We start from the raw sequence: 19,907 nt of genomic DNA, 5'->3' as shown, positions 1-19,907 counted from the left end.
AGGTGTCAGGCTTCTTGCGGCACCCAGGCGCCGATCACCGGCTTGAACTCGCGCACGGACCGCTCCGCGACGACGCCTTCGAGGTGGTACGGGTCCTGGTTGATGACGTCGAGCAGCGCCGTCTCGTCGGCCGCCTGGTAGAGCGAGATGCCACCGGAGCCGTCGCCCAGCGGGCCGCCGAGCGCGACGACACCCTGTTCGGCCAGGTCGGAGAGGAATTTCCGGTGCCGGGGGCGCACGTCCTCCAGCTTCTCCTGCACGTAGGTGATCTCCACCAGGAACCAGGCCATCGACGTCTCCAAGATCGCTGCGAACGGGTCTTCGGTAGACGTTATCCGAACCGGAAAGGCGTTCTCAGGATCCGATCAGGCGGCGGCCCCGCCCCACCCGATACGCTGACCGAGCGCCAGGCACAGGTTGTGCTTCAAAGGGGTAAATGAACAGGTAGGGGTACATGTTCGAGGGCAATGCGGAACGCAGTGTCGAGGCGACCCTCGGCCACTTGCGCACCATGGACGGACCGGTCACGCCACCGCCGCCTGCGGCACCGCTGACCCTTGAAGATCTCTATCGCCAGCACCGGATGCGGCTCGTCCGGCTGGCCATCCTGCTCGTGGACGAACCGGCCACGGCCGAGGACGTCGTCCAGGAGGCGTTCACCGGGCTGCACCGCAACTGGGGGAAGCTGCGGGACGCCGCCGCGGCCGTCGGCTACCTGCGCACCGCCGTGGTCAACGGGTCACGCAGTGTGCTGCGCCGCCGCAAGACCGCGCGCGAGTACGTCGCGCCGCACGCCGTCAACGCGCGTTCGGCCGAAAGCCTCGCCATGCTGTCGAGTGAACATCAGGCCGTCGTGGGCGCTTTGTCCAAACTGCCCCCTCGCCAGCGCGAAGTTCTGGTGCTCCGTTACTACGGTGGGCTGAGTGAGGCCGAGATTTCCGAGGCCGCCGGTATTTCGAAAGGTACCGTGAAGTCAACCGCCAGCCGGGCACTCGAGGCGCTGCAGAAAGCGATGCAGTCACCGAACTGATGCCCGGCCTTCATCTCGACCGCTGGGTTGTGCCGCCATGCTTGGTCCAGACCAATATATGCTGGGGGGCGTGAGAGGCGCCGGAGATTTCGTGATCGTGGGCGGCCGGGTAGTCGCCCCGGACCGTGTACTCGACGACGGCTGGCTGGCTATCGCCGGCGGCAAGATCGTCCAAGTCGGTTCCGGGACACCCCCGGACATCGGCACTGCCGAATACGTCGACGTCGACGGGTGCCTGGTCGTACCCGGGTTCATCGACACCCACTGCCACGGCGGCGGGGGCGGATCGTTCTCCAGCGGGAACCCCGAGGAGCTGCTCCGCGCGGTCCGCGCGCACCGGCGGCACGGGACCACGACCATGCTCGGCAGTCTGGTCTCGGACCCCATCCCGGTGCTCCGGGACCAGATCGCGGCCCTGCGTGAGCTGGTCCAAGAGGGTGAACTTGCCGGAATTCACCTCGAAGGACCCTTCATCTCGAAGGCCCGTTGCGGAGCGCACGACCCGGCGACGCTGATCGAGCCGGACACTGCGACGGTCAACGCGCTGCTCGGCGCGGGCCGCGGCGACATCCGGATGGTCACCCTCGCCCCCGAACTGCACGGCGGGATCAAGGCGGTCCGGCAACTGGCCGAATCGGGCGTCATCGCCGCGATCGGGCACACCGACGGCGTCGAAGACCAGATCATCCCCGCGATAGACGCGGGCGCCTCCGTCGCGACGCACCTCTTCAACGCCATGCGGCCCCTCCACCACCGCGAGCCGGGCCCGATCGGCGCCCTCCTCGACGACGAGCGGATCACCGTCGAGCTGATCTGCGACCTCGTCCACGTGCACCCGACCGTGCTCAGGCTGGCCGCGCACCACGCGGGCAAGGGCCGGACGGTGCTCATCACCGACGCGATGTCGGCCACCGACGCCGCCGACGGCAGCTACATCCTCGGCCGGCTCGAGGTCGACGTCCGCGACGGCGTCGCCACGCTGGCCGGGAACGGCTCCCTCGCCGGCAGCACGCTGACCATGGACGCGGCCTTCCGCAACCTGGTCCGCGGCGCGGGCATCGACCTGCTCGACGCCGTCCGCGCGACCTCCGGGCGCCCCGCCGAACTGCTCGGCATCGCCGACCGGACCGGGTCGTTGCGCGCCGGGCTCGCGGCGGACGTCGTCGTGCTCGACCGCGACCTGCGGCCGTCGAAGGTGCTTCGCCAGGGCGAATGGGTCAAGGACGACGCTGCGGCTACATTGAGCGCCACGGCCCCGCTCAGCGGCGCGGTCGAAGGCGGTGTGTCGGTCAGCGACGGGTAGCGGCGAAGGGAGTCCCGGATGAGTGAGCCCAAGGATCCGGAAAAACTCCTCGCCGACGCCTTGCGCGCTCAGGCCGTCTTCGCCCCTTCGGCGGAGCGGATCTCCGAGGCATCCACCGAGAAACCGGTTGAACCGGACAATTCGGATACACAGAGTGATTCGGAGCCCCCGGAGACGTCTGCCCCGTCTTCCGGGGAAAACGAGCTGCCTGCGCAGTACGGGCTGCTCTCCGGCGCCGGCGCCGACTCGCTCGAACGAGAGCGCGTCGCGCTGGAGGACGCGGAGACGGCCAGGCTGGCAGAGCGTCCGACGCCGCCTCCGGCTCCTTCGCCCGGCAGCGCGCCCTTGCCCGCGTACTGGGTGTTGCTGCTGGCCGTGCTGCTGGGGCTGGCCGCCGGTTCGGTGATCGGGCTGCTCACGCTGATCTGAGCCGCCTGTCCCGCCGGATCAAGGCACTCTGCGTCACCCTGTACCGTTTTGGTGTGATCCTGGCGCAGAGCACCGTGACGACGATGGGCCTCCTGCCCGAGTGGCTGGACCCGAAGATCCTGCTGAGCGGGCTGACCGTTCCGGTCATCTCCGTGCTCTGCCTGATCATCTTCATCGAGAGCAGCGTCTTCCCGGTGCTGCCCGGCGACTCCCTGCTGTTCACCGCGGGCCTGCTGATCGCCAACGGCTCGATCCAAGCCCCGCTCTGGCTGGTGTGCGTGCTGGTCACGCTCGCCGCCCTGATCGGCAACATGCTCGGCTACGGCCTCGGCTGGAAGATCGGGCCCTGGCTGTTCCGCAAGCCGGATTCGAAGTTCTTCAACAAGAAGTACGTCGACCAGACACACGCCTTCCTGGAGAAGCACGGGCCGAAGGCGGTCGTGCTGGCCCGGTTCGTGCCGTTCGTGCGGACGTTCATCACCTGGATCGCCGGCATCGGCAAGATGGACCCGAAGAAGTACTTCACCTACACCGTCATCGGCGGCATCCTGTGGGCCGCCGGGATCACCGCGCTCGGCCACCTGCTCGGCGGGGTCACCTTCATCGAGAAGAACATCGACGCGATCTTCATCCTGATCGTGCTGGTGTCCGTGGTGCCGATCGTCATCGAGTACCTGAAGGCGCGCCGCGAGAAGAAGCACGCGGGCAAAGGCACCGACGCCGCCGCTCCGGCCGCGGACATGGACGCGACGCAGCAGATCCCGCGCGTGCGCGACTGACCCTTCCCTCCTCGGGTTCGGATGTTGCGAAAGTGGCTTTCGCAACCTTCAACGTTGCGAAGGTGGCTTTCGCAACGCCGCTGTCCCACCAGATCGCATCGGCGCAGGTGGTCGTGAGTGGCAGGTGTCGTTAGAACGACCAAAAACACTCACGACCAGCCGACAGCTAGAGGGAGAACATCGAGCCCGGGTTGAAGAGGTTCCCCGGGTCGAGGGCCTGCTTGATCTGGCGGTGCACGCGGAGGCCCACCTCGCCGATCTCCTTGGCCAGCCACTCACGTTTGATCCGGCCGATGCCGTGCTCACCGGTGACCGTCCCGCCCAGCGACAGGGCCACGTCGAGGATCGCGTCGAAGGCCGTCCGCGCGCGGGCGAACTCCTCCTCGGAATCCGGCGCGTAGACGATCGTCGGGTGCATGTTCCCGTCACCGGCGTGGCCGACGACGGCGATCCGCAACCCGACCTCCTCGCTGATCCGCTCGCAGCCGGCGATCAGCTCGGCGATCCGGGTGCGCGGCACGCAGACGTCGTCGGTCAGCCAGACGCCGTACATCTCCAGCGCGGTGAGCACGACCCGCCGCGCTTGCAGCAGCATCTTGCCCTCTTCGAGATCCTCGGTGGCGTAGGCCAGATCCGCGCCGCAGTCGACGCAGATCTGTTCCAGCGCCGCGAGTTCCCGCCGCGCGACCTCGCCGCCGGAGTCGGATTGCGCGAGCAGCAAGGCTTTGCAATCCGCGCTCGTGCCGAGGTCGGTCTTGAGGTAGGCCTCGGCGGCCTTGATGGACGTCGCGTCCATGATCTCCATCAGCGACGGCACCAGCCCCTCGCGCACGACCCGCGCGACGGCTTCACCGGCGGCCTCCGTGCTGTTGAAGGCGGCGACGAGCGTGGAAGGCAGCTGTGGCAACGGTTTCAGCGCGACGGTCGCCTGCGTGATGACGCCGAGAGTGCCCTCGCTGCCGACGAAGAGTCGCGCGAGGTCGTAGCCCGCGACGCCTTTCACCGTGCGACGCCCGGTCTTCAGCACCGACCCGTCGGCGAGCACGACTTCCAGTCCCAGCACGGAATCCGTGGTGACGCCGTACTTCACGCAGCACAGTCCACCGGCGTTGGTGGACAGGTTGCCGCCGATGGTGCACCAGTCGTAGCTCGACGGGTCCGGCGGATAGAACAGGCCGTGTTTCTCGACCGCGTTGCGGAAGTCGAGGTTCACCACGCCGGGCTGCACGACGGCGAGCCGGTTGCCCTCGTCGATCTCGACGATCTGGTCGAGTTTCGTCAGCACCAGCACGACACAGCCGTCGATCGCGTTCGCGGCGCCGGACAGACCACTGCCGGCGCCGCGGGGCACGATCGGCACCTCGAACTCCGCGCAGGCCTTGACCACGGCCCGCACCCCTTCCACGTCGGACGGCAGCACCACCGCGAGGGGTTTGCCGCTGTCGGCCAGCGGCATCATGTCGCGCGAGTAGGCGTCCGTGACGTCGGTGTCGGTGAGCACCGCGGCGGTGCCGAGATGCTCGCGGAGCCGGGTGACGAGGGGGTTGCTCATACCCTCATCGTAAGCTCCATCAGATCCGCACTGCGGAACTTTTTTTCCGATCGAGCAGAACGAAGGCTTGAACACCTGTATAGACGAGCACGGCGACGCCCGCCCATGCGGTGACGTGCACCCCCTGGGTGAAGGCCTGACGAGCCGAGTCCAGGAGCGCCTGCCCCGCGACGGGGTCGAGCTGCTGCGCGGTCGCGACGGCGCCGCCGAGCGTGTCCCGCGCGGACTCGGCCGTCCCCTCCGGCAGCCCGGACCGGTAGACCGCGGTCGCGACACTGCCCAGGATCGCGGTGCCGAGCGCGCCGCCCAGCTCGAACCCGGTCTCGGAGATCGCCGACGCGGCCCCGGCCCGCTCGGCCGGGGCGGCCGAGATGACCAGGTCGTTCGTCAGCGTCTCCGACAGGGCGACACCGCCCCCGAGCAGCGTGAACGACACGACGACGTACGCGAGCCCGCCGCCGGACGACACCTGCGTCAGCGCCAGGAACCCGACCGCACCGACCAGCAGACCGACACTGACCAGCACGGACACCCGGATCCGCTTCGCGAGCCAGGCCGCGAGAAGCGCGCCGACGACACCGGCGACCGTCGCCGGGAGCATCCACAGCGCGGCGACGACCGGGGTCAGCCCGAGCACCAGCTGCAGGTACTGCGGCACCAGGAACAGCAGGCCGACCATGGCGAACACGCCGAGCATGTTCGTCACGACGGAGCCGCTGAAGGCCCGGTTCGAGAACAGCTTCAGGTCGAGCATCGGCTCGTCGAGGCGGTTCTGCCTGCGGACGAACAGGTAGCCGAGCGTGAGACCGATCAGGACGCTGATCGCGGCCTTCAGGCCGAAGCCGTGTTCGGCGACCAGCTTGATGCCGTAGACCACCGGCAGCATCGCGGCCAGCGACAGCAGCGCCGACAACGGGTCGAAGCGGCCCGGCTTCGGGTCACGCGCCTCCGGCAGCACGAACGGTCCGACGATCAGCAGCACCAGCATCACCGGGACGTTGATGAGGAACACCGAACCCCACCAGAAGTGCTCCAGCAGCCAGCCGCCGAGCACCGGCCCGAGCGCCATGCCGCCGGAGAACCCGGCGCTCCACACCGCGATCGCGGTCCGGCGCTGCCTGGGGTCGGTGAAGATGCTGCGGATCAGCGACAGCGTCGACGGCATCAGCGTCGCGCCGCCGACGCCGAGCAGCGCCCGGGCGATGATCAGCATGAAAGCGCTGGTCGAGAAGGCCGCGAGCACCGACGCGGCGCCGAACGCCGCGGCGCCCATGAGCAGCAGCTTGCGACGGCCGATGCGGTCGCCGAGCGTGCCCATCAGGACCAGCAGGCCCGCCAGCATGAACGAGTAGATGTCGACGATCCACAACTGCTCCGCACCGGTAGGCGCCAGATCCTCGGACAGGAACGGCAGCGCGAACCCGAGCACCGTCATGTCCACGCTGATCAACAGCACCGGAAGCACCAGTACCGCCAACGCCCACCACTGCTTGCGCCCCGCCATGGCGCACTCTCCTTAAGCTAAACCGTCTGGACGGTACAGTTACCGCCTCGTTCGAAAGTAAACCGTCCAGACGGTATAGTCAACTGATATGGCGAAGCCCACCGCGAAGGAACGCATCCTCGACTCGTACGAGGAGATCCTCGTCGAGCAAGGCCCCGGCGGGGTCACCCTCGATGCCGTCGCCGCGCACGCCGGGGTCTCGAAGGGCGGCCTGCTCTACCACTTCGGTTCCAAGGAAGCCCTGGTCGACGGCCTGATGGAACGGCTCGCGCGACTGTCGGAGGAGGACCTCGACCAGGCGCGGACGGCCCCCGAAGGCGTCGTCTCCTGGTACCTGCGCACCGCCATCACCGACGTCACCCAGCGCAAACCACTGGTCCGCACGACCATGGCGACGATCCGGATCATGCTCAACGAGCCGCGGGTCTTCGAGGTCGTGCAGGTCTACAACCAGAAGGTCCACGACCTGATCAGCGAACACGTCGGCGACCCGCTGACCGCGGAACTGGTCATCCTGGTCGGCGACGGCCTCTACCTGCGCGCGGCGCTCGGCCGCGACGACGCGAGCCCCCTGCTCGAGAAGATCGACGAGATCAAGGCCCGCATCGAGGGCTGACCCCTTACATCTGGATCCCGTAGACGCGCTCGATCGGGATGGTCAGCAGCACACGCTGGTCCGCGACCATGGCGTCCCGGAACTCCGCCCAGTCCGGATGCTCGCCCCGGGCCCGTCGATAGTGGTCCACCAGCGCCTCGACGGTCGCGTCGTCACGCGAAGCGGCGGTCGGCGTGAGCACGGCCGGGCCCTCGACGACGACGTAGCCGTCGCCGCTCTCGGTCGACACATGGAGCGTCGCCCGCGGGTCGCGCTGGAGGTTCTTGGTCTTCGCCCGCGGCGCGGTGATCGAGATCAGGATCGCGCCGGCGTCCGCGTCGTAGAGGTAGTTGACGGTCGACAGCTGAGGCCTGCCGTCACGCTTGATGGTGGCGAGGGTGCCGAAGTTGCGGTCGGCGAGGATCGCGTAGAGCGCGGAGTCGGTCATGACTCCTTCAAAGCGCGCGCCGTCCAGCTTGTTCCGCGACCGGCAAAAGCGCAGCTCAGCGCCCCAAGACGGGCGAACCGGACAAACATGCACGAATAAATGTGCTTGCATGCGGCAACTAAAGTGTCATCAGACACACCCGGTCACTTTCTCCTTGCGAAGCTCCGCCAAGAGGAACATCCTTGCTCAAGGCAACTAGTTGCAGTGACCAAGCAACCGGCGAGAGAGACCACCATGACACCCACGACACCCGGCACCAGGTCGAAGGCCGACCTCGACCTGGCCGACACCCTCGGGCACGAGCTCGTCCGGCTCGTGCGCCTGGTCAACCGGGCCAAGTCCCAGGTGTCCAAACAAGGACCGGACGGCATCGAGCGGGCCGCGTACGCGATCCTCTTCTGCCTCATCCACGTCGGTCCCCAGCGGACCAGCAAACTCGCCGAGTTCCTGCACTCCGAGATCTCGACGATCAGCAGGCAGTCGAGCTCCCTCGTCCAGCACGGTCTGGTCGAGCGCCTGGCCGACCCCGAAGACGGCCGGGCTTGCCTGCTCGCACCGACCGCCGAAGGACTCCGGGTCTTCGAGGAGAACCGCAAGCAGCGGAACCAGTGGCTCGCCGAGGTACTCGGCGAGTGGTCCGACTCCGACCGGGAAACCCTCAACTCGCTGTTCCGACGGCTGAACAACGACATCGAGAAAACATCTCCACAGTTCGCCGATCCCGCATCGGCGTCGAAGGCCAAGGGGGCCTGAACAATGAGTTCCGCAGTAGAAAGTCCGCCATCTGTTCACGAAGAGGGGCCCCGGCTCAGTCACCGTCAGATCGTCACGATCCTGATCGGCCTGATGTCGGGCATGTTCCTGGCGGCGCTCGACCAGACGATCGTGGGCACCTCGATCGTCCGCATCGCGAATGACCTCAACGGGTTCGACCTGCAGGCCTGGATCACCACGGCCTACCTGATCACCTCGACGATCGTCACCCCGATCTACGGCAAGCTGTCCGACATCTACGGGCGCAAGCCGTTCTACATCGCGGCGATTTCGATCTTCCTCGTCGGCTCGATCGCTTCGGCGTTCGCGACGTCGATGTACGAACTGGCCGCGTTCCGCGCGATCCAGGGGCTCGGCGCCGGTGGTCTGATGTCGCTGGCGATGACGATCATGGGCGACATCGTGCCGCCGCGGGAACGCGCCCGCTACCAGGGCTATTTCCTCGCCGTGTTCGGTATCTCCACCGTGCTCGGCCCGGTGCTCGGCGGGTTCTTCGCCGACTTCGACAAGCTCGGCAGCGTCTTCGGCTACGACATCGCCGGCTGGCGCTGGGTCTTCCTGATCAACGTGCCGATCGCGATCGTCGCGCTGTTCGTCGTCGCCCGCGTGCTCAACGTGCCGCACCAGCGGCACGACCACAAGATCGACTGGTGGGGCGGGCTCGCGCTCGTCGTCGCCGTGGTGCCGTTCCTGATCGTCGCCGAGCAGGGCAACAAGTGGGGCTGGGGCTCGCAGAACGCGATCATCTGCTACATCATCGGCGGCGTCGGCGTGGTCGCCTTCATCTTCGTCGAGAAGCTGATGAAGGACGCGGCGCTGATCCCGCTGCGGCTGTTCAAGAACTCGACCTTCACGGTCGCGATCGTCGGCGGCGTCATCGTCGGTGTCGCGATGTTCGGCGCGATCATGATGATCCCGCAGTACATGCAGGTGGTGCAGGAGTTCTCGCCGACCGAGTCGGGTCTGCTGATGATCCCGCTGATGGCCGGCATCATGAGCGGTTCGATCATCTCGGGCCAGATCACCAGCAAGACCGGTCGCTACAAGGTGTTCCCGGTGGTCGGCACGCTGCTGATCGCGGCGGGCGCGTTCTTCTTCGCGCAGGTCGAGTACAACAGCGCGCTGTGGCACCCGCTGGTCGCGGCCGCGATCATCGGTCTGGGCCTCGGTGCCTGCATGCAGACACTGATCATCGCGGTGCAGAACGCGGGCCCGCGCAGCGACATGGGCGTCTCGACCGCGTCGGCGACGTTCTTCCGGCAGATCGGTGGTACCGCGGGTGTCGCGGTGTTCCTGACGATCCTGTTCAACGTCCTGCCGGGCAACATCACCAAGGCGTTCGGCGGCAACCCGCCGAGCGGGCCCGGCGCGGCGGCGCTGGGCGACATCCAGTCCAACACGAGCGGTATCGCGAGCCTGCCCGAGGCCATCAAGACCCCGGTGCTGATCGGCTTCACCGAGTCGATCACCACGGTGTTCTACGTGGCGGGCGCGGTCGCGCTGCTGGCGACGCTGGTCCTGATGTTCATGAAGGAGATCCCGCTGCTCGGCGGCTCGGCCCCTTCGGCGGCTTCGGCACTCGAAGGCGGCGAAGCGCTTCTCGAAGAAGAAGAGGCCAAGCCTGTCGAGACGGCTTCCGAGAAGACGGTCGTGACCGCGCCCGTCGCTCCCGTCGAACCCGGCAAGCACGCGCTGACCAACGGGAACGGCAACGGCGCCTATCGGGCGGGATCCGCGCAGATCAGCGGGCACGTCCGCCGGGACGACGCGACCAACGTCGCGGGGGCGGCGCTGACCCTGATCGACCACAACGGCAACCAGGTGGCCAGGACGCACACGAACGACAACGGCGTGTACTCCTTCGCCGGCATCGTGGGCGGGCGGTACACGATCGTCGCCAGCGGCCGCTGGTTCCGGCCGGTCGCGGCGACGCTGACCGCCACCGGTTCCGGGGTGCTGCGCCACGACGTCGAACTGGTCAGCACGATCCTGCTGAGCGGGGTCGCCCGCACCGACGGCGACCGGGTGGTCCCGGACGCGCGGATCACCGTGCTCGACTCCTCGGGCGGCGTCGCCGCCGTGGCGAGGACCGACGCGGAGGGCAACTACACGGTCAGCGACCTGCCCGCCGGGACGTACACGGTGATCGCCAGCGGCTACCCGCCCGCCACCAGCCGAGTGGAACTGCTGGGCGGTGACCAGGCCGAACACGATGTCCGGCTGAGCTACGACCAGGCGCTCGACGAGCTCGTCGAGCACTAGGCACCGAACACCGTGAAAGGTCCTTTCCTGGCGAAATTCGCCGGGAAAGGACCTTTCGTGGCGTGTGCGGGGCTCATGACCGGGAGCGTGACGACATCCCGATTCCACCGTTCGGTGAAGTGCGGTTCGCCGGGTACACGTAGGCTCGCGTCGTGAGTGAGGTGTACACCGAGGCCGCGAGCATCGGCGTGGGCTGGCTCGACACCGCCGGGCCCGTGCTCGTCTGGGTGATCGTGCTCAGCTTCATCTTCGTGGAGTGCGCGCTGATCATCGGGCTTTTCCTGCCCGGCGACTCCCTGCTGTTCGCGGCCGGGGTCGTTCTCGCGCAACACGGCTCCGACCTGAACGCGTGGCTGCTCTCCGCCGCGGCGCTGCTCGTCGCGATCCTCGGCAACCAGGTGGGCTATTACATCGGCCGGGGCACGGGCACGAAGCTGATCGCGCGGCGCGGCGGCAAGGTGCTGAACAAGCACAACCTCGACCGCGCCAGGAACTTCCTCGACCGCAGGGGTTTCTTCGCCATCGTCGCCGCGCGCTGGATCCCGTGGATCCGCACGCTGGCGCCGCTCATCGCGGGGACCGCGCGGATGGATCCGCGCCGGTTCGCGCTCGCGACCGCACTCGGCGGCCTGCTCTGGGTGCCGACGCTGGTGCTGCTCGGCTACTACGGCGCCGGCCTGCTCGACCAGCTGCCGTGGGTCAAGACGGCGGCCTTGTGGATCAGTGTCGCGTTCTTCGTGGTGGGCACGGCCTACGGCGTGCTCCGCTACCGCCAGGAGATGCGGCGTCCGGCCGAAGAGACCGAACAGAGCACGACCTAAACCTCGGGGTCCGCCCAGATCTCCAGCTGGATCCCGTCCGGGTCACGGAACACGATGACCGACGAACCTTCGAGGGTCCTCGATCCCTTCGACGGCGAGTAGACGACGCCGTACTCCGAGAGCCGCGCTTCCCATTCCGCCAGTTCCGACCGCGACGAGACCTTGAACGCCACGTGGTCCAGACCTGTCCGTCGTTCGTCGAACCGCGGCCGCTCGGTGTCCTGGTGCTCGACGAGAACCACCGCGAAACCCTCGCTCGGCGACCTCAGCACGACCTTCCGCAGGCCCGTCTCCGGGTCTTCGCGACGCGTGAACTCCTCGAGTTCGAGCACGCGGGCGTACCAGGGCACGCTCCGGTCCACATCGGTCACGGTGAGTGCCAGGTGGTGCACAGACATGAGCTTGGACATCGGGGATGACCGTCCTGATCAAGAAGCTTGGGGGCGAACCCAGGGTGACACAGGCGTCTGTGGCCACGAGGTGATCCGCCGACTTCCCACATGAATCGTGATATCCGCCGGGAAAGGGTGTTAAAAAGTGGCTGAACCGCACGCGGACCCGATATCCCCTCGTGACCGCCTCGTAGTCCCGGTGGTCAACGCCCTCCGCCGACGGTCAGCACCGTCCCGGTGGTGTACGACGCGGCCGGGGAAAGCAGCCACAGCACGGCTTCCGCGACCTCACCGGGTTCGCCCGCCCGTCCCATCGGGATGGTCGGGGCGATCCGGTCCATGCGGTCGGGCAGCCCGGCCGCCGCGTGCAGTCCGGTGTGGATCATCCCCGGCGCGACCGCGTTGACCCGCACGGATTCCCTCGCGACTTCCTGCGCCACGCCGTAGGTCATCGTTTCGACGGCCGCCTTGGTGCCCGCGTAATGGACCCATTCCCCGGGTGAACCGGTCCGCGCGGCGGTGGACGACAGCGTCACGATCGCGCCGCCCGCACCGCCGTACCGGGTGGACATCCGGCGGATGCCCTCGCGGACGCACAGGAAGACGCCCGTGATGTTGACGTCCACCACGCGGCGGACGACGTCGACCTCGTATTCGTCGAAGCGGCCGGGGGTGTTGCCGGTGACGGCCGCGTTCGCGACCACCCCGGCGAGCGGGCCGAGGGCGACGGCGGCGTCGAACAGGGCCACCACGTCGTCTTCGGACGCGACGTCCCCGCGCTGGGTGATCGCTTGGACTCCGTGGTCCCGGACGCGCGAAGCGACGTCTTCGGCCGCTTCGGCGTCACCCGCGTAGTTGACGACGACGTCGTAGCCGCGCGCGGCAGCCAGTTCGCAGACCGCCGCGCCGATGCCCTTGCTGCCGCCGGTGACGACGAGAACCCCGCTCATATGGCGAAGTTGACCAGCGGGAGGTTCTCGAGGACGAGGTCGGCCCGGCCGCTGGTGGACGCGATCAGATCGGCGTTGCGCTGGTCGGAACCGAGGGCGCGGCGGCGCGCGTCGACCAGCGAGCGGCCGTAGCGGCGGTGCCGCGAAACGAGCCGCTCGATGCGCTCGGGTTCGTCCGGCGCGAGGAACCACGACTCGGCGAGGATCGGCTTCACGCCGCTCCACGGGTCGTCCTGCATGAGCAGGTAGTTACCCTCGGTGATGACCAGCGGGACGTCCGGCGTGACCGCGACGGCACCGGCGATCGGCTCCTCGATCTCCCTGCGGAACTCGGGCGCGTAGACCGTCTCGCGGCCTTCGGCGAGCCTCCGCAGCAGGTGCACGTACCCGGCCGCGTCGAAGGTGTCCGGGGCGCCCTTGCGCTCCACCCGGCCGAGGCGCTGCAACTCGACCTGCGCCAGGTGGAAGCCGTCCATCCCGACCACGGCCGCCCTCGTGCCCAGCGCCTTCGCGAGGCCCCAGGCCAGCGTGGTCTTGCCGGACGCGGGGGCGCCGACGATCCCGAGCACGCTGCGCTGTCCCGGCTTCGCCAGGGCCCGGGCCCTGCTCAACAGATCCTCGAACACCGGAGGCATGGCGGTCATGACTGTCCTTCTCCCATCTTCGCGACCGCGGCCGTCCACGACCTCGGTCCTTCATGCCGCACCCGTTCGGCGGCCACCTCGTTGGCGAACGCGATCCAGCCGGGGACATCCCCGGTTCCCCTGGCGACCGCGTACGCGAAAGCTCCGTGCCAGACGTCGCCCGCGCCCAGCGTGTCACGCGCCCGGGTGACGGGAACGGGGACGGCACCGGAGCCGTCCGCCGTCGACCAGCGGACCGGATCGGGGCCCGCGGTCGTGACGACCAGCGGCACGCCGTGCTCGCGCGGATCGTCGCCTCGGTACAGCGAGGAGCACGCCGCGACGTCGACCAGCGGCAGGAGTTCGGGGAAGACCGGCTTCCAGCTCCCCGCGTCGAGCACCACCGGCACCTCGCGCTCGCGCGCCCAGCGCGCGACGGCCAGCGCCACCTCCGGATGGTGCCCGTCCAGGAGCACGCACCCGGGCATTTCGTCCTCTGAACGCGGTAGTCGCGCGTGCAAGGACCGCATCGAGAGGACGAAACGCGAGGAAGCGTGGGCGTTGCGCGAGACGACGGTGCGTTCGCCGTCGGAGTCACGGACGGTGATGGCGCTGATCGCGGGCGGATCGGGCCGTCCGGGATCGAGGTCGACCAGGTCGACGCCGTGCGCTTCGAGGTCGGCGCGGGCGAGTGCCGCCAGCGGATGCGCGCCGGCGACCGTCAGCAACGTCGCCCCGGCGCCGAGCGCGGCCACGGTCACCGCCGCGTTCGTCGCCGGCCCCCCGGCGGCGACGTCCATCGACAGCGAACGCACCTTTTCGCCCGGCGCCGGTATCTCGGCGACGCGCTGAACCTGGTCGACGGTGCACAGGCCCGCCAGCAGTACTTTCACTACAGTCCAGTGTGGACGGCCGAGGCGACTTCTTCGACTTCGCCGTTCTCACCGATCTTCAGCGCACCCGTGAGCAGGCCGACGACCTGGTTCATAGTGTGCGTCTTCGGCGAGACGACCGCGACTCGCTTTCCCAGTCGGTGTACGTGGATGCGGTCGGCGATGTCGAACACGTGCGGCATGTTGTGGCTGATCAGGACCACCGGCAGGCCGCGTTCGCGGATCCGGTTGATCAGATCGAGGACCTTGCCCGATTCGGCGACGCCGAGCGCGGCGGTGGGCTCGTCCATGATCACCGCCTTGGTGCCGAACGCGGCCGCCCGGGCGACCGCGACGCCCTGGCGCTGCCCGCCGGACAGCGTCTCCACCGGCTGGGTGATGGACTTGATGTTGATGCCGAGTTCGTCCAGGATCCGCTGCGCGTCGGCCCTCATGGTCGCCGTGTCCAGTTTCCTGAACAGCTGTCCGAAGAGGTCCTTTCGCCGCTTTTCCCGGCCCAGGAACATGTTCGACGCGATGTCGAGCGCGGGTGCGACGGCGAGGTCCTGATACACCGTCTCGATCCCGTAGTGGCGAGCGTCCAAAGGGGACTTGAAGTGCACGGTCCGACCGTCCACTTTGATCTCACCGGCGTCCGGGATCACCGCGCCCGAAAGGGCTTTGATGAGGCTCGACTTCCCGGCGCCGTTGTCGCCGACGACGGCGAGCACCTCACCGGGGAACAGTTCGAAGTCGGCGCCGTCGATGGCGGTGACCCGGCCGTAGCGTTTGACCAGCCCGCTGGCTGACAACGTGGGCGTCGTCATGACTGCTGCCTCCTCGCGAACCGGTCGACGCAGACCGCGCCGATGAGCAGGGCGCCGGTGGCGACGTCCTGGTAGAGCGCGTCCACGCCGAGCTGGGTCAACCCGGATCGCAGGACCGCGACGACCAGCGCGCCCATCATCGTGCCGAGTACGGAACCGCGGCCGCCGAACAGGCTCGCGCCGCCGAGCACCACGGCGGTGATGGAGTCGAGGTTGCCGAGCTGGAAGGCGTTCGGGTCGGCGTTCGGCACGCGGCCGAGCGCCTGCCAGGCGGCGATCCCGACGATCACCCCGGCGACGAGGTACACCGAAAGGATCGTCCGGTTGACCTTGATCCCGGACAGCCGCGCGGATTCCGGCGCGTTGCCGACCGCGTAGACGTGCTTGCCCCACGGCGTCCGCGTGAGCGCGTACCAAAGTCCCAGGTACATCAGCAAAGCCAGCGTCATGCCGTAGGTGATCGGGATGCCGCCGAACAAGTAGCGGCGGGTGCCGAGCCACTTGAGCAGCTCGTCGGCGACCGGGACGGCCTGGCCGCTCGCGAACAGTTTCGCGGCCGCGGTGAGCACTGTCAGCAGACCGAGCGTGACGATGAACGGAGGCAGCTTGATCCGGGTGACCAGCGATCCGGTGACCATCCCGATCGCCACCGTCGCCACGATTCCCAGCAGCAGCGCCCAGATCCCGGAGACGCCGCCCGCCACGAGCTTCGCCATGATCAGCGTGGCAAGGACCATCGCGGCCGCGTTGGCCAGGTCGATGCCGGCGGTCAGGATGATCAGCGTCTGCCCGAGGGCGAGCGTGCCGATCACCAGGGACTGTTGCACCACAAGGGAAAGGTTGTCGAGGTCGAGGAAGGTGTCCGTCGAGGCGGAGAACACCACGATCGCGACGAGCAGGGCCAACGCGGGCCCGACCGCGGGCGCGCGGAGGAAGAACTCACCGATCGACGGCCGTTCGTTTCCTTTGAGGGTGGCGGTACTCATTTCGTCCCCCAGCAGTTCTCGAGGCCCCACTTGGTGTCCTGGCTCTCCACGCCGGGGATCGGCTTGTCCGTGATCACCGCTGATCCGGTGTTCACGAACCCGCTCGGCTTCTTCCCGGTCTTGGCGTACTCGACGGCGGCGAGGACGCCCTGCTCGGCCATCTTCTTCGGGAACTGCATGACCGTGGCGGCGTACTGGCCGTCGCGCACGTTCTTGACGCCTTCGCAGCCGCCGTCGATCGAGCCCATCACGAGCTGGTTCACCAGGCCGCGGGCCTGGAGCGCGGCGTAGGTGCCGCGGCCCATCGGCTCGTTCATCGTGTAGACGGCGTTGATGTCGGTGGTGCGCTGCAACAGGTTCTCAACGCCCTGCTGGGCCAGGCTCTGGTCGCCGTTCGCGGGTGTCTTGCCCTTGATCTCCGGCGACGCGTCGGTCAGGCCGATGCCCTTGAGGAACCCGGTGTGCCGCTGGGTGTCCACTGTGGACCCGGCGGTGCCGTCCACCATGAACAGCTTCGGCGGCTTGCCGGCGAGCGCGGCCTTGACGTACGACCCCTGCTGGCGTCCGGCCTCGAAGTTGTCCGTGGCGAAGGTGGCGTCGACGGCGGTGTCCGGTTCGGTCGCCGTGTCGAGCGCGATGACCAGCACCCCGGCCTTGCGGGCGCGGTCGATGGCGTCGAGGACGCCGGTCGAGGAACTCGGCGTGATGAGGATGGTGTTCGCGCCCTGCTGCATGAGGTTCTCGATGGCCCGGACCTGGCCGTCGTTGTCGCCGTCGAACTGGCCGGCGAGCGCGCTGAAGTCGGCGCCGTTCGCCTCGGCGGCGGCCTTGGCGGCCGCTCTCAGTTCCACGAAGTAGGGGTTGGTGTCGGTCTTGGTGACCAGGCCGACCTTGGCCTTGCCACCACCGCCTGCCTTCGATCCGCCACCCCAGTGGCGTTCGACGGTGCACCCGGCCGAGGTCACCGCGAGCGCGGCGGCCAGGGCGAGCGCGGCGAGACGTCGCTGTCTCATGGGGATGCCCTCCGATTCCAGGCTGTCCGTGATGGACCGGAAGGTAGACAGGGTTATGCTCACTCGCAAGCGTTTGCGCAAACGCTTGCCAGCCTGCCTGCACCGAGGAACGTTGATGCCGCCGTCTCGCTCGTCCCGCCCCACTCAACGCGACATCGCCGAGCTGGCGGGAGTCTCCATCACCACCGTGTCCCACGTGGTCAACGGGACGAGGGCGGTGGCCGAAGAGACGAAGCTGGCGGTCCTCCGCGCGATCGAGCAGACCGGCTACACCGGCGACGCCATCGCCCGTTCCCTGGTCACCGGCGGGACGCGGTCGATCGGCGTCGCGATCTCGCTGATCGCGAACCCGTACTTCGCCCTGCTGATCCAGGCCATCGAGCGCGAAGCGGCGCTGGCCGGGTACACCGTTTTACTGGCGGACACGCACGACACCGTCGACACCGAGCGTGAGACCGTGCGGACGCTGCGTTCCCGCCGGGTAGACGGGCTGCTGATCACGCCGTCGCCGGGCGACGGTTCCGTGATCGGGGAGCTCGTCTCGCTCGACGTCCCGACCGTGCTCATCGACAGGCTGTCCACGCGCACCGACGTCGATCAGGTGGGCGCGGAGAACATCCAGTCGACGTCCGCGCTGACGGCGCATCTGGCGTCGCTCGGGCATCAGCGGATCGGCATGATCAGCGGCACCGCCGGGCTGAGCACCAGCGAGGAGCGAATCCTCGGCTACCGGCTCGGCCTCGGCCGTTCGGGGCTGACCTGGTCGGAGGACCTGGTCGCGTGCGGGCAGTCTTCGCAGGCGGGCGGGGCTCTCGCGCTCAGCACGCTGCTCGCGCTGCCGTCACCGCCGACGGCGCTGGTGGTCGCGAACGACACCATGATGGTCGGCGTCCTGCACGAGCTGCGCAACCGCGGCCTGCGCGCCGGGATCGACCTCCCGGTCGTGGTCTACGACGACGTCGAGTGGGCCGATCTGGTCGATCCGCCGCTGACCACGATGGCGCAGCCGATCGACGAGATCGGCACACAGGCGGTACGCCTGCTGCTGGCCCGGATCAACGATCCCGCCCGCAAGGCCCAGACGATGCGGATTCCGCCTACTCTCCGCCATCGGGCGTCCTGCGGATGCGCCCTCGTTCACTCACATTGATGATTGTTGGGAGACTTTCCGGTCTCGCCGCCGAGTGACGCTCCGTCAGCCGTTACCGTCATTCAAGCTCGGATGAAGGCGTGGAGCGATGACCGCACTGTCCCCGGCGTTACCCCTGTGGGATGACACCCCCGTCACCCACCGGTTCGGGGTGGCCATGGCGATGCACGCGAACCCGTATTCGGGTGAACTCGTCCGTGCCATCCGCCGCGCCGCACGCCGCCACGGCTGCGAAATCACCCTCGCCGACACCGGCGACAGCGTCTCCGAAGAAGCCGCGGTCATCCGCGCGTTGCGGGCGGACCGGGTCGACGGGGTCCTGCTGGTCCCGGCGGCCGGCGACGAAGCGGTGATCAACGGACTGGTCCGGATGGGCGTGCCGACCGTGCTGGTCGACCGGATGGCCGGACGCAACGACGTCGACCAGGTCGGCTCCGAGAACATCCAGGCGGTGTGCGCGCTCGTGCGGCACCTCGCCGGGCTGCGGCACCGCAAGATCGGCTTCATCTCGGGCGAAGAGGACATGGCCACCCACGAGGAGCGGGCGCTGGGCTACCGGCTCGGCCTCGGCCGCTCCGGCCTCCGGTGGACGTCGCAGCTGGTCGCGTGCGGGCAGTCGACCCCGGGCGGAGCGGCGGCCGCGACCGCGAAACTGCTCGACAGCTGGCCGTCGCCGACCGCGCTCGTGGTGGCGAGCGAGGCGATGATGATCGGCGTCCAGTACGAGGCGCACCGGCTCGGCATCCGGATCGGGCGCGACCTCGCGATCGTCGGCTACGGCGACATGGAGTGGGCCGGGCAGGTGACCCCGGCGGTGACCACTATGGCGCAACCGATCGAGGAGATCGGGCGCAAGGCCGTCGAACTCCTGCTGGCCCGGATCACCGACCCAGAGCGACGACCCGAATCCGTACGGCTCGCACCGCGCTTCATACACCGTCAGTCGTGCGGCTGCTGAGTCACAACCCGCTGGTCAGAACGCCGCCGCCGGGTGAAGATGGCGGAATGACCGACCTGTGGACCGTGCACACCGCCGACCTCGAAGCAGGCGTGCTCACCGCAGCACGCGCTCTGCTGGACGACGCATTCGACGGCGATTTCAGCGACCACGACTGGGAGAACGCCCTCGGCGGCATGCACACGCTGGTGTGGGAGAGCGGCGAGCTGATCGGGCACGCGTCACTGGTCCAGCGACGGCTCGCGCACAACGGGCGGGCCCTCCGGACGGGTTACGTCGAGGCGGTCGCCGTCCGGTCGGATCACCGGCGGCGCGGGCACGGCGCCGCGATGATGGACGCGCTGGAGCGGGTCCTGCGGAAGGCGTACGACCTCGGGGCGCTCTCGGCGTCCGAAGACGCCCTGGAGTTCTACGCGTCGCGTGGCTGGCTGCTGTGGCGCGGCACTTCGTCGGTCATGACCCCTTCGGGCCTGGAGGCGACGAAGGAGGACGACGGGTCGATCCACGTCCTGCCGGTGGGGGTCACCCTGGACCTGGACGGGGAGATCACCTGCGACTGGCGCTCCGGCGACGCCTGGTGACCTCGCGTTCAGTCCTCTGGATGCGGTAGTTGCACGCGCAAGTACCGCATCCAGAGGA

Annotated in this window: 22 protein-coding genes; 11 read left to right on the top strand and 11 right to left on the bottom strand. The window is 68.5% G+C overall.

Going from position 1 to position 19,907, the window contains the following annotated elements:
- Nucleotides 1–5 precede the first annotated feature (5 nt).
- Entirely contained in the window at nt 6–290 is a 285-nt protein-coding gene (locus B0293_RS24180) for a YciI family protein (RefSeq protein ID WP_005152417.1), read from the bottom strand.
- A 164-nt stretch (nt 291–454) separates the two neighbouring features.
- Here B0293_RS24180 and B0293_RS24175 point away from each other — a divergent pair, with 164 nt between their 5' ends.
- The 4 genes from B0293_RS24175 (at nt 455) to B0293_RS24160 (ending at nt 3,541) form a co-directional block, all read left to right on the top strand.
- Nucleotides 455–1,030 (top strand): SigE family RNA polymerase sigma factor, encoded by a 576-nt coding sequence (locus B0293_RS24175; protein WP_005152416.1) that lies wholly within the window; start codon nt 455–457, stop codon nt 1,028–1,030.
- A gap of 91 nt (nt 1,031–1,121) precedes the next feature.
- Entirely contained in the window at nt 1,122–2,333 is a 1,212-nt protein-coding gene (gene nagA / locus B0293_RS24170; RefSeq protein ID WP_005152415.1) for an N-acetylglucosamine-6-phosphate deacetylase, read from the top strand.
- A gap of 18 nt (nt 2,334–2,351) precedes the next feature.
- Entirely contained in the window at nt 2,352–2,762 is a 411-nt protein-coding gene (locus tag B0293_RS24165; RefSeq protein ID WP_005152413.1) for a hypothetical protein, read from the top strand.
- A gap of 53 nt (nt 2,763–2,815) precedes the next feature.
- Nucleotides 2,816–3,541, top strand: coding sequence for a DedA family protein (locus tag B0293_RS24160; protein ID WP_005152411.1), 726 nt, complete (start codon nt 2,816–2,818; stop codon nt 3,539–3,541).
- A 166-nt stretch (nt 3,542–3,707) separates the two neighbouring features.
- Here the strand turns inward: B0293_RS24160 and B0293_RS24155 are convergent, their stop codons facing one another.
- Together B0293_RS24155 and B0293_RS24150 are read right to left on the bottom strand one after the other, a co-directional pair.
- The gene (locus tag B0293_RS24155) at nt 3,708–5,093 is read right to left on the bottom strand and encodes an FAD-binding oxidoreductase (RefSeq protein ID WP_005160695.1); all 1,386 of its coding nucleotides are present in this window, start codon (nt 5,091–5,093) and stop codon (nt 3,708–3,710) included.
- 19 nt (nt 5,094–5,112) lie between these two features.
- Nucleotides 5,113–6,597 (bottom strand): MFS transporter, encoded by a 1,485-nt coding sequence (locus B0293_RS24150; RefSeq protein WP_005160696.1) that lies wholly within the window; start codon nt 6,595–6,597, stop codon nt 5,113–5,115.
- 88 nt (nt 6,598–6,685) lie between these two features.
- Here B0293_RS24150 and B0293_RS24145 point away from each other — a divergent pair, with 88 nt between their 5' ends.
- Nucleotides 6,686–7,213: a TetR/AcrR family transcriptional regulator gene (locus B0293_RS24145; protein ID WP_005160697.1), complete on the top strand. Its 528-nt coding sequence runs from the start codon at nt 6,686–6,688 to the stop codon at nt 7,211–7,213.
- A 4-nt stretch (nt 7,214–7,217) separates the two neighbouring features.
- Here the strand turns inward: B0293_RS24145 and B0293_RS24140 are convergent, their stop codons facing one another.
- Complete coding sequence (locus tag B0293_RS24140; RefSeq protein ID WP_005160698.1) at nt 7,218–7,640, bottom strand: PPOX class F420-dependent oxidoreductase; 423 nt, start codon at nt 7,638–7,640, stop codon at nt 7,218–7,220.
- 234 nt (nt 7,641–7,874) lie between these two features.
- Between B0293_RS24140 and B0293_RS24135 the strand changes: the two genes are divergently transcribed.
- From B0293_RS24135 to B0293_RS24125, 3 genes are all read left to right on the top strand, one after another.
- On the top strand, nt 7,875–8,393 hold the full coding sequence (locus B0293_RS24135; RefSeq protein ID WP_005160699.1) for a MarR family winged helix-turn-helix transcriptional regulator: 519 nt from the start codon (nt 7,875–7,877) through the stop codon (nt 8,391–8,393).
- A 3-nt stretch (nt 8,394–8,396) separates the two neighbouring features.
- On the top strand, nt 8,397–10,676 hold the full coding sequence (locus B0293_RS24130) for an MFS transporter (RefSeq protein ID WP_005160700.1): 2,280 nt from the start codon (nt 8,397–8,399) through the stop codon (nt 10,674–10,676).
- Between the two features lie 152 nt (nt 10,677–10,828).
- A complete protein-coding gene (locus tag B0293_RS24125) occupies nt 10,829–11,497 on the top strand; it encodes a DedA family protein (RefSeq protein ID WP_005160701.1) in 669 nt (222 codons plus the stop codon).
- Here the strand turns inward: B0293_RS24125 and B0293_RS24120 are convergent.
- The 7 genes from B0293_RS24120 to B0293_RS24090 all read right to left on the bottom strand — a co-directional run bounded on the left by B0293_RS24120 (nt 11,494) and on the right by B0293_RS24090 (nt 17,160).
- Nucleotides 11,494–11,907 carry a VOC family protein gene (locus tag B0293_RS24120; RefSeq protein ID WP_005160702.1) on the bottom strand — a complete coding sequence of 138 codons (414 nt, stop codon included), beginning with the start codon at nt 11,905–11,907 and terminating at the stop codon, nt 11,494–11,496. The genes B0293_RS24125 and B0293_RS24120 overlap by 4 nt on opposite strands.
- Nucleotides 11,908–12,092: 185 nt before the next feature.
- The gene (locus tag B0293_RS24115; RefSeq protein WP_005160704.1) at nt 12,093–12,839 is read right to left on the bottom strand and encodes an SDR family oxidoreductase; all 747 of its coding nucleotides are present in this window, start codon (nt 12,837–12,839) and stop codon (nt 12,093–12,095) included.
- Nucleotides 12,836–13,483 carry a nucleoside/nucleotide kinase family protein gene (locus B0293_RS24110; protein ID WP_005160706.1) on the bottom strand — a complete coding sequence of 216 codons (648 nt, stop codon included), beginning with the start codon at nt 13,481–13,483 and terminating at the stop codon, nt 12,836–12,838. Before B0293_RS24110 ends, B0293_RS24115 begins: the two co-directional genes overlap by 4 nt.
- Nucleotides 13,480–14,355 carry a PfkB family carbohydrate kinase gene (locus tag B0293_RS24105; RefSeq protein WP_005160708.1) on the bottom strand — a complete coding sequence of 292 codons (876 nt, stop codon included), beginning with the start codon at nt 14,353–14,355 and terminating at the stop codon, nt 13,480–13,482. The genes B0293_RS24110 and B0293_RS24105 overlap by 4 nt, the downstream gene beginning before the upstream one ends.
- Nucleotides 14,355–15,161: an ATP-binding cassette domain-containing protein gene (locus tag B0293_RS24100; protein WP_005160710.1), complete on the bottom strand. Its 807-nt coding sequence runs from the start codon at nt 15,159–15,161 to the stop codon at nt 14,355–14,357. Before B0293_RS24100 ends, B0293_RS24105 begins: the two co-directional genes overlap by 1 nt.
- On the bottom strand, nt 15,158–16,147 hold the full coding sequence (locus B0293_RS24095; protein ID WP_039918914.1) for an ABC transporter permease: 990 nt from the start codon (nt 16,145–16,147) through the stop codon (nt 15,158–15,160). Before B0293_RS24095 ends, B0293_RS24100 begins: the two co-directional genes overlap by 4 nt.
- Complete coding sequence (locus B0293_RS24090; RefSeq protein ID WP_005160715.1) at nt 16,144–17,160, bottom strand: substrate-binding domain-containing protein; 1,017 nt, start codon at nt 17,158–17,160, stop codon at nt 16,144–16,146. Before B0293_RS24090 ends, B0293_RS24095 begins: the two co-directional genes overlap by 4 nt.
- A 115-nt stretch (nt 17,161–17,275) precedes the next feature.
- Here B0293_RS24090 and B0293_RS24085 point away from each other — a divergent pair, with 115 nt between their 5' ends.
- The 3 genes from B0293_RS24085 (at nt 17,276) to B0293_RS24075 (ending at nt 19,849) form a co-directional block, all read left to right on the top strand.
- Nucleotides 17,276–18,310 carry a LacI family DNA-binding transcriptional regulator gene (locus tag B0293_RS24085; RefSeq protein ID WP_005160717.1) on the top strand — a complete coding sequence of 345 codons (1,035 nt, stop codon included), beginning with the start codon at nt 17,276–17,278 and terminating at the stop codon, nt 18,308–18,310.
- Between the two features lie 88 nt (nt 18,311–18,398).
- A complete protein-coding gene (locus B0293_RS24080; RefSeq protein WP_039918915.1) occupies nt 18,399–19,268 on the top strand; it encodes a LacI family DNA-binding transcriptional regulator in 870 nt (289 codons plus the stop codon).
- A gap of 47 nt (nt 19,269–19,315) precedes the next feature.
- The gene (locus B0293_RS24075; RefSeq protein WP_005160722.1) at nt 19,316–19,849 is read left to right on the top strand and encodes a GNAT family N-acetyltransferase; all 534 of its coding nucleotides are present in this window, start codon (nt 19,316–19,318) and stop codon (nt 19,847–19,849) included.
- Nucleotides 19,850–19,907 lie beyond the last annotated feature (58 nt).

It is taken from the genome of Amycolatopsis azurea DSM 43854 (genome assembly GCF_001995215.1).
Taxonomy (GTDB): domain Bacteria; phylum Actinomycetota; class Actinomycetes; order Mycobacteriales; family Pseudonocardiaceae; genus Amycolatopsis; species Amycolatopsis azurea.
The sequence above is the reverse complement of the archived record's forward strand: the minus strand, read 5'-3'. Positions and strand labels throughout refer to the sequence as shown.

Coding starts and splice junctions, on each gene's coding strand:
- B0293_RS24075 (WP_005160722.1), top strand. CDS start 19,316: ATGACCGACCTGTGGACCGTGCACACCGCCGACCTCGAAGCAGGCGTG.
- B0293_RS24180 (WP_005152417.1), bottom strand. CDS start 290: ATGGCCTGGTTCCTGGTGGAGATCACCTACGTGCAGGAGAAGCTGGAG.
- B0293_RS24150 (WP_005160696.1), bottom strand. CDS start 6,597: ATGGCGGGGCGCAAGCAGTGGTGGGCGTTGGCGGTACTGGTGCTTCCG.
- B0293_RS24140 (WP_005160698.1), bottom strand. CDS start 7,640: ATGACCGACTCCGCGCTCTACGCGATCCTCGCCGACCGCAACTTCGGC.
- B0293_RS24165 (WP_005152413.1), top strand. CDS start 2,352: ATGAGTGAGCCCAAGGATCCGGAAAAACTCCTCGCCGACGCCTTGCGC.
- B0293_RS24130 (WP_005160700.1), top strand. CDS start 8,397: ATGAGTTCCGCAGTAGAAAGTCCGCCATCTGTTCACGAAGAGGGGCCC.
- B0293_RS24175 (WP_005152416.1), top strand. CDS start 455: ATGTTCGAGGGCAATGCGGAACGCAGTGTCGAGGCGACCCTCGGCCAC.
- B0293_RS24155 (WP_005160695.1), bottom strand. CDS start 5,093: ATGAGCAACCCCCTCGTCACCCGGCTCCGCGAGCATCTCGGCACCGCC.
- B0293_RS24110 (WP_005160706.1), bottom strand. CDS start 13,483: ATGACCGCCATGCCTCCGGTGTTCGAGGATCTGTTGAGCAGGGCCCGG.
- B0293_RS24085 (WP_005160717.1), top strand. CDS start 17,276: ATGCCGCCGTCTCGCTCGTCCCGCCCCACTCAACGCGACATCGCCGAG.
- B0293_RS24135 (WP_005160699.1), top strand. CDS start 7,875: ATGACACCCACGACACCCGGCACCAGGTCGAAGGCCGACCTCGACCTG.
- B0293_RS24115 (WP_005160704.1), bottom strand. CDS start 12,839: ATGAGCGGGGTTCTCGTCGTCACCGGCGGCAGCAAGGGCATCGGCGCG.
- B0293_RS24095 (WP_039918914.1), bottom strand. CDS start 16,147: ATGAGTACCGCCACCCTCAAAGGAAACGAACGGCCGTCGATCGGTGAG.
- B0293_RS24090 (WP_005160715.1), bottom strand. CDS start 17,160: ATGAGACAGCGACGTCTCGCCGCGCTCGCCCTGGCCGCCGCGCTCGCG.
- B0293_RS24080 (WP_039918915.1), top strand. CDS start 18,399: ATGACCGCACTGTCCCCGGCGTTACCCCTGTGGGATGACACCCCCGTC.
- B0293_RS24100 (WP_005160710.1), bottom strand. CDS start 15,161: ATGACGACGCCCACGTTGTCAGCCAGCGGGCTGGTCAAACGCTACGGC.
- B0293_RS24145 (WP_005160697.1), top strand. CDS start 6,686: ATGGCGAAGCCCACCGCGAAGGAACGCATCCTCGACTCGTACGAGGAG.
- B0293_RS24120 (WP_005160702.1), bottom strand. CDS start 11,907: ATGTCCAAGCTCATGTCTGTGCACCACCTGGCACTCACCGTGACCGAT.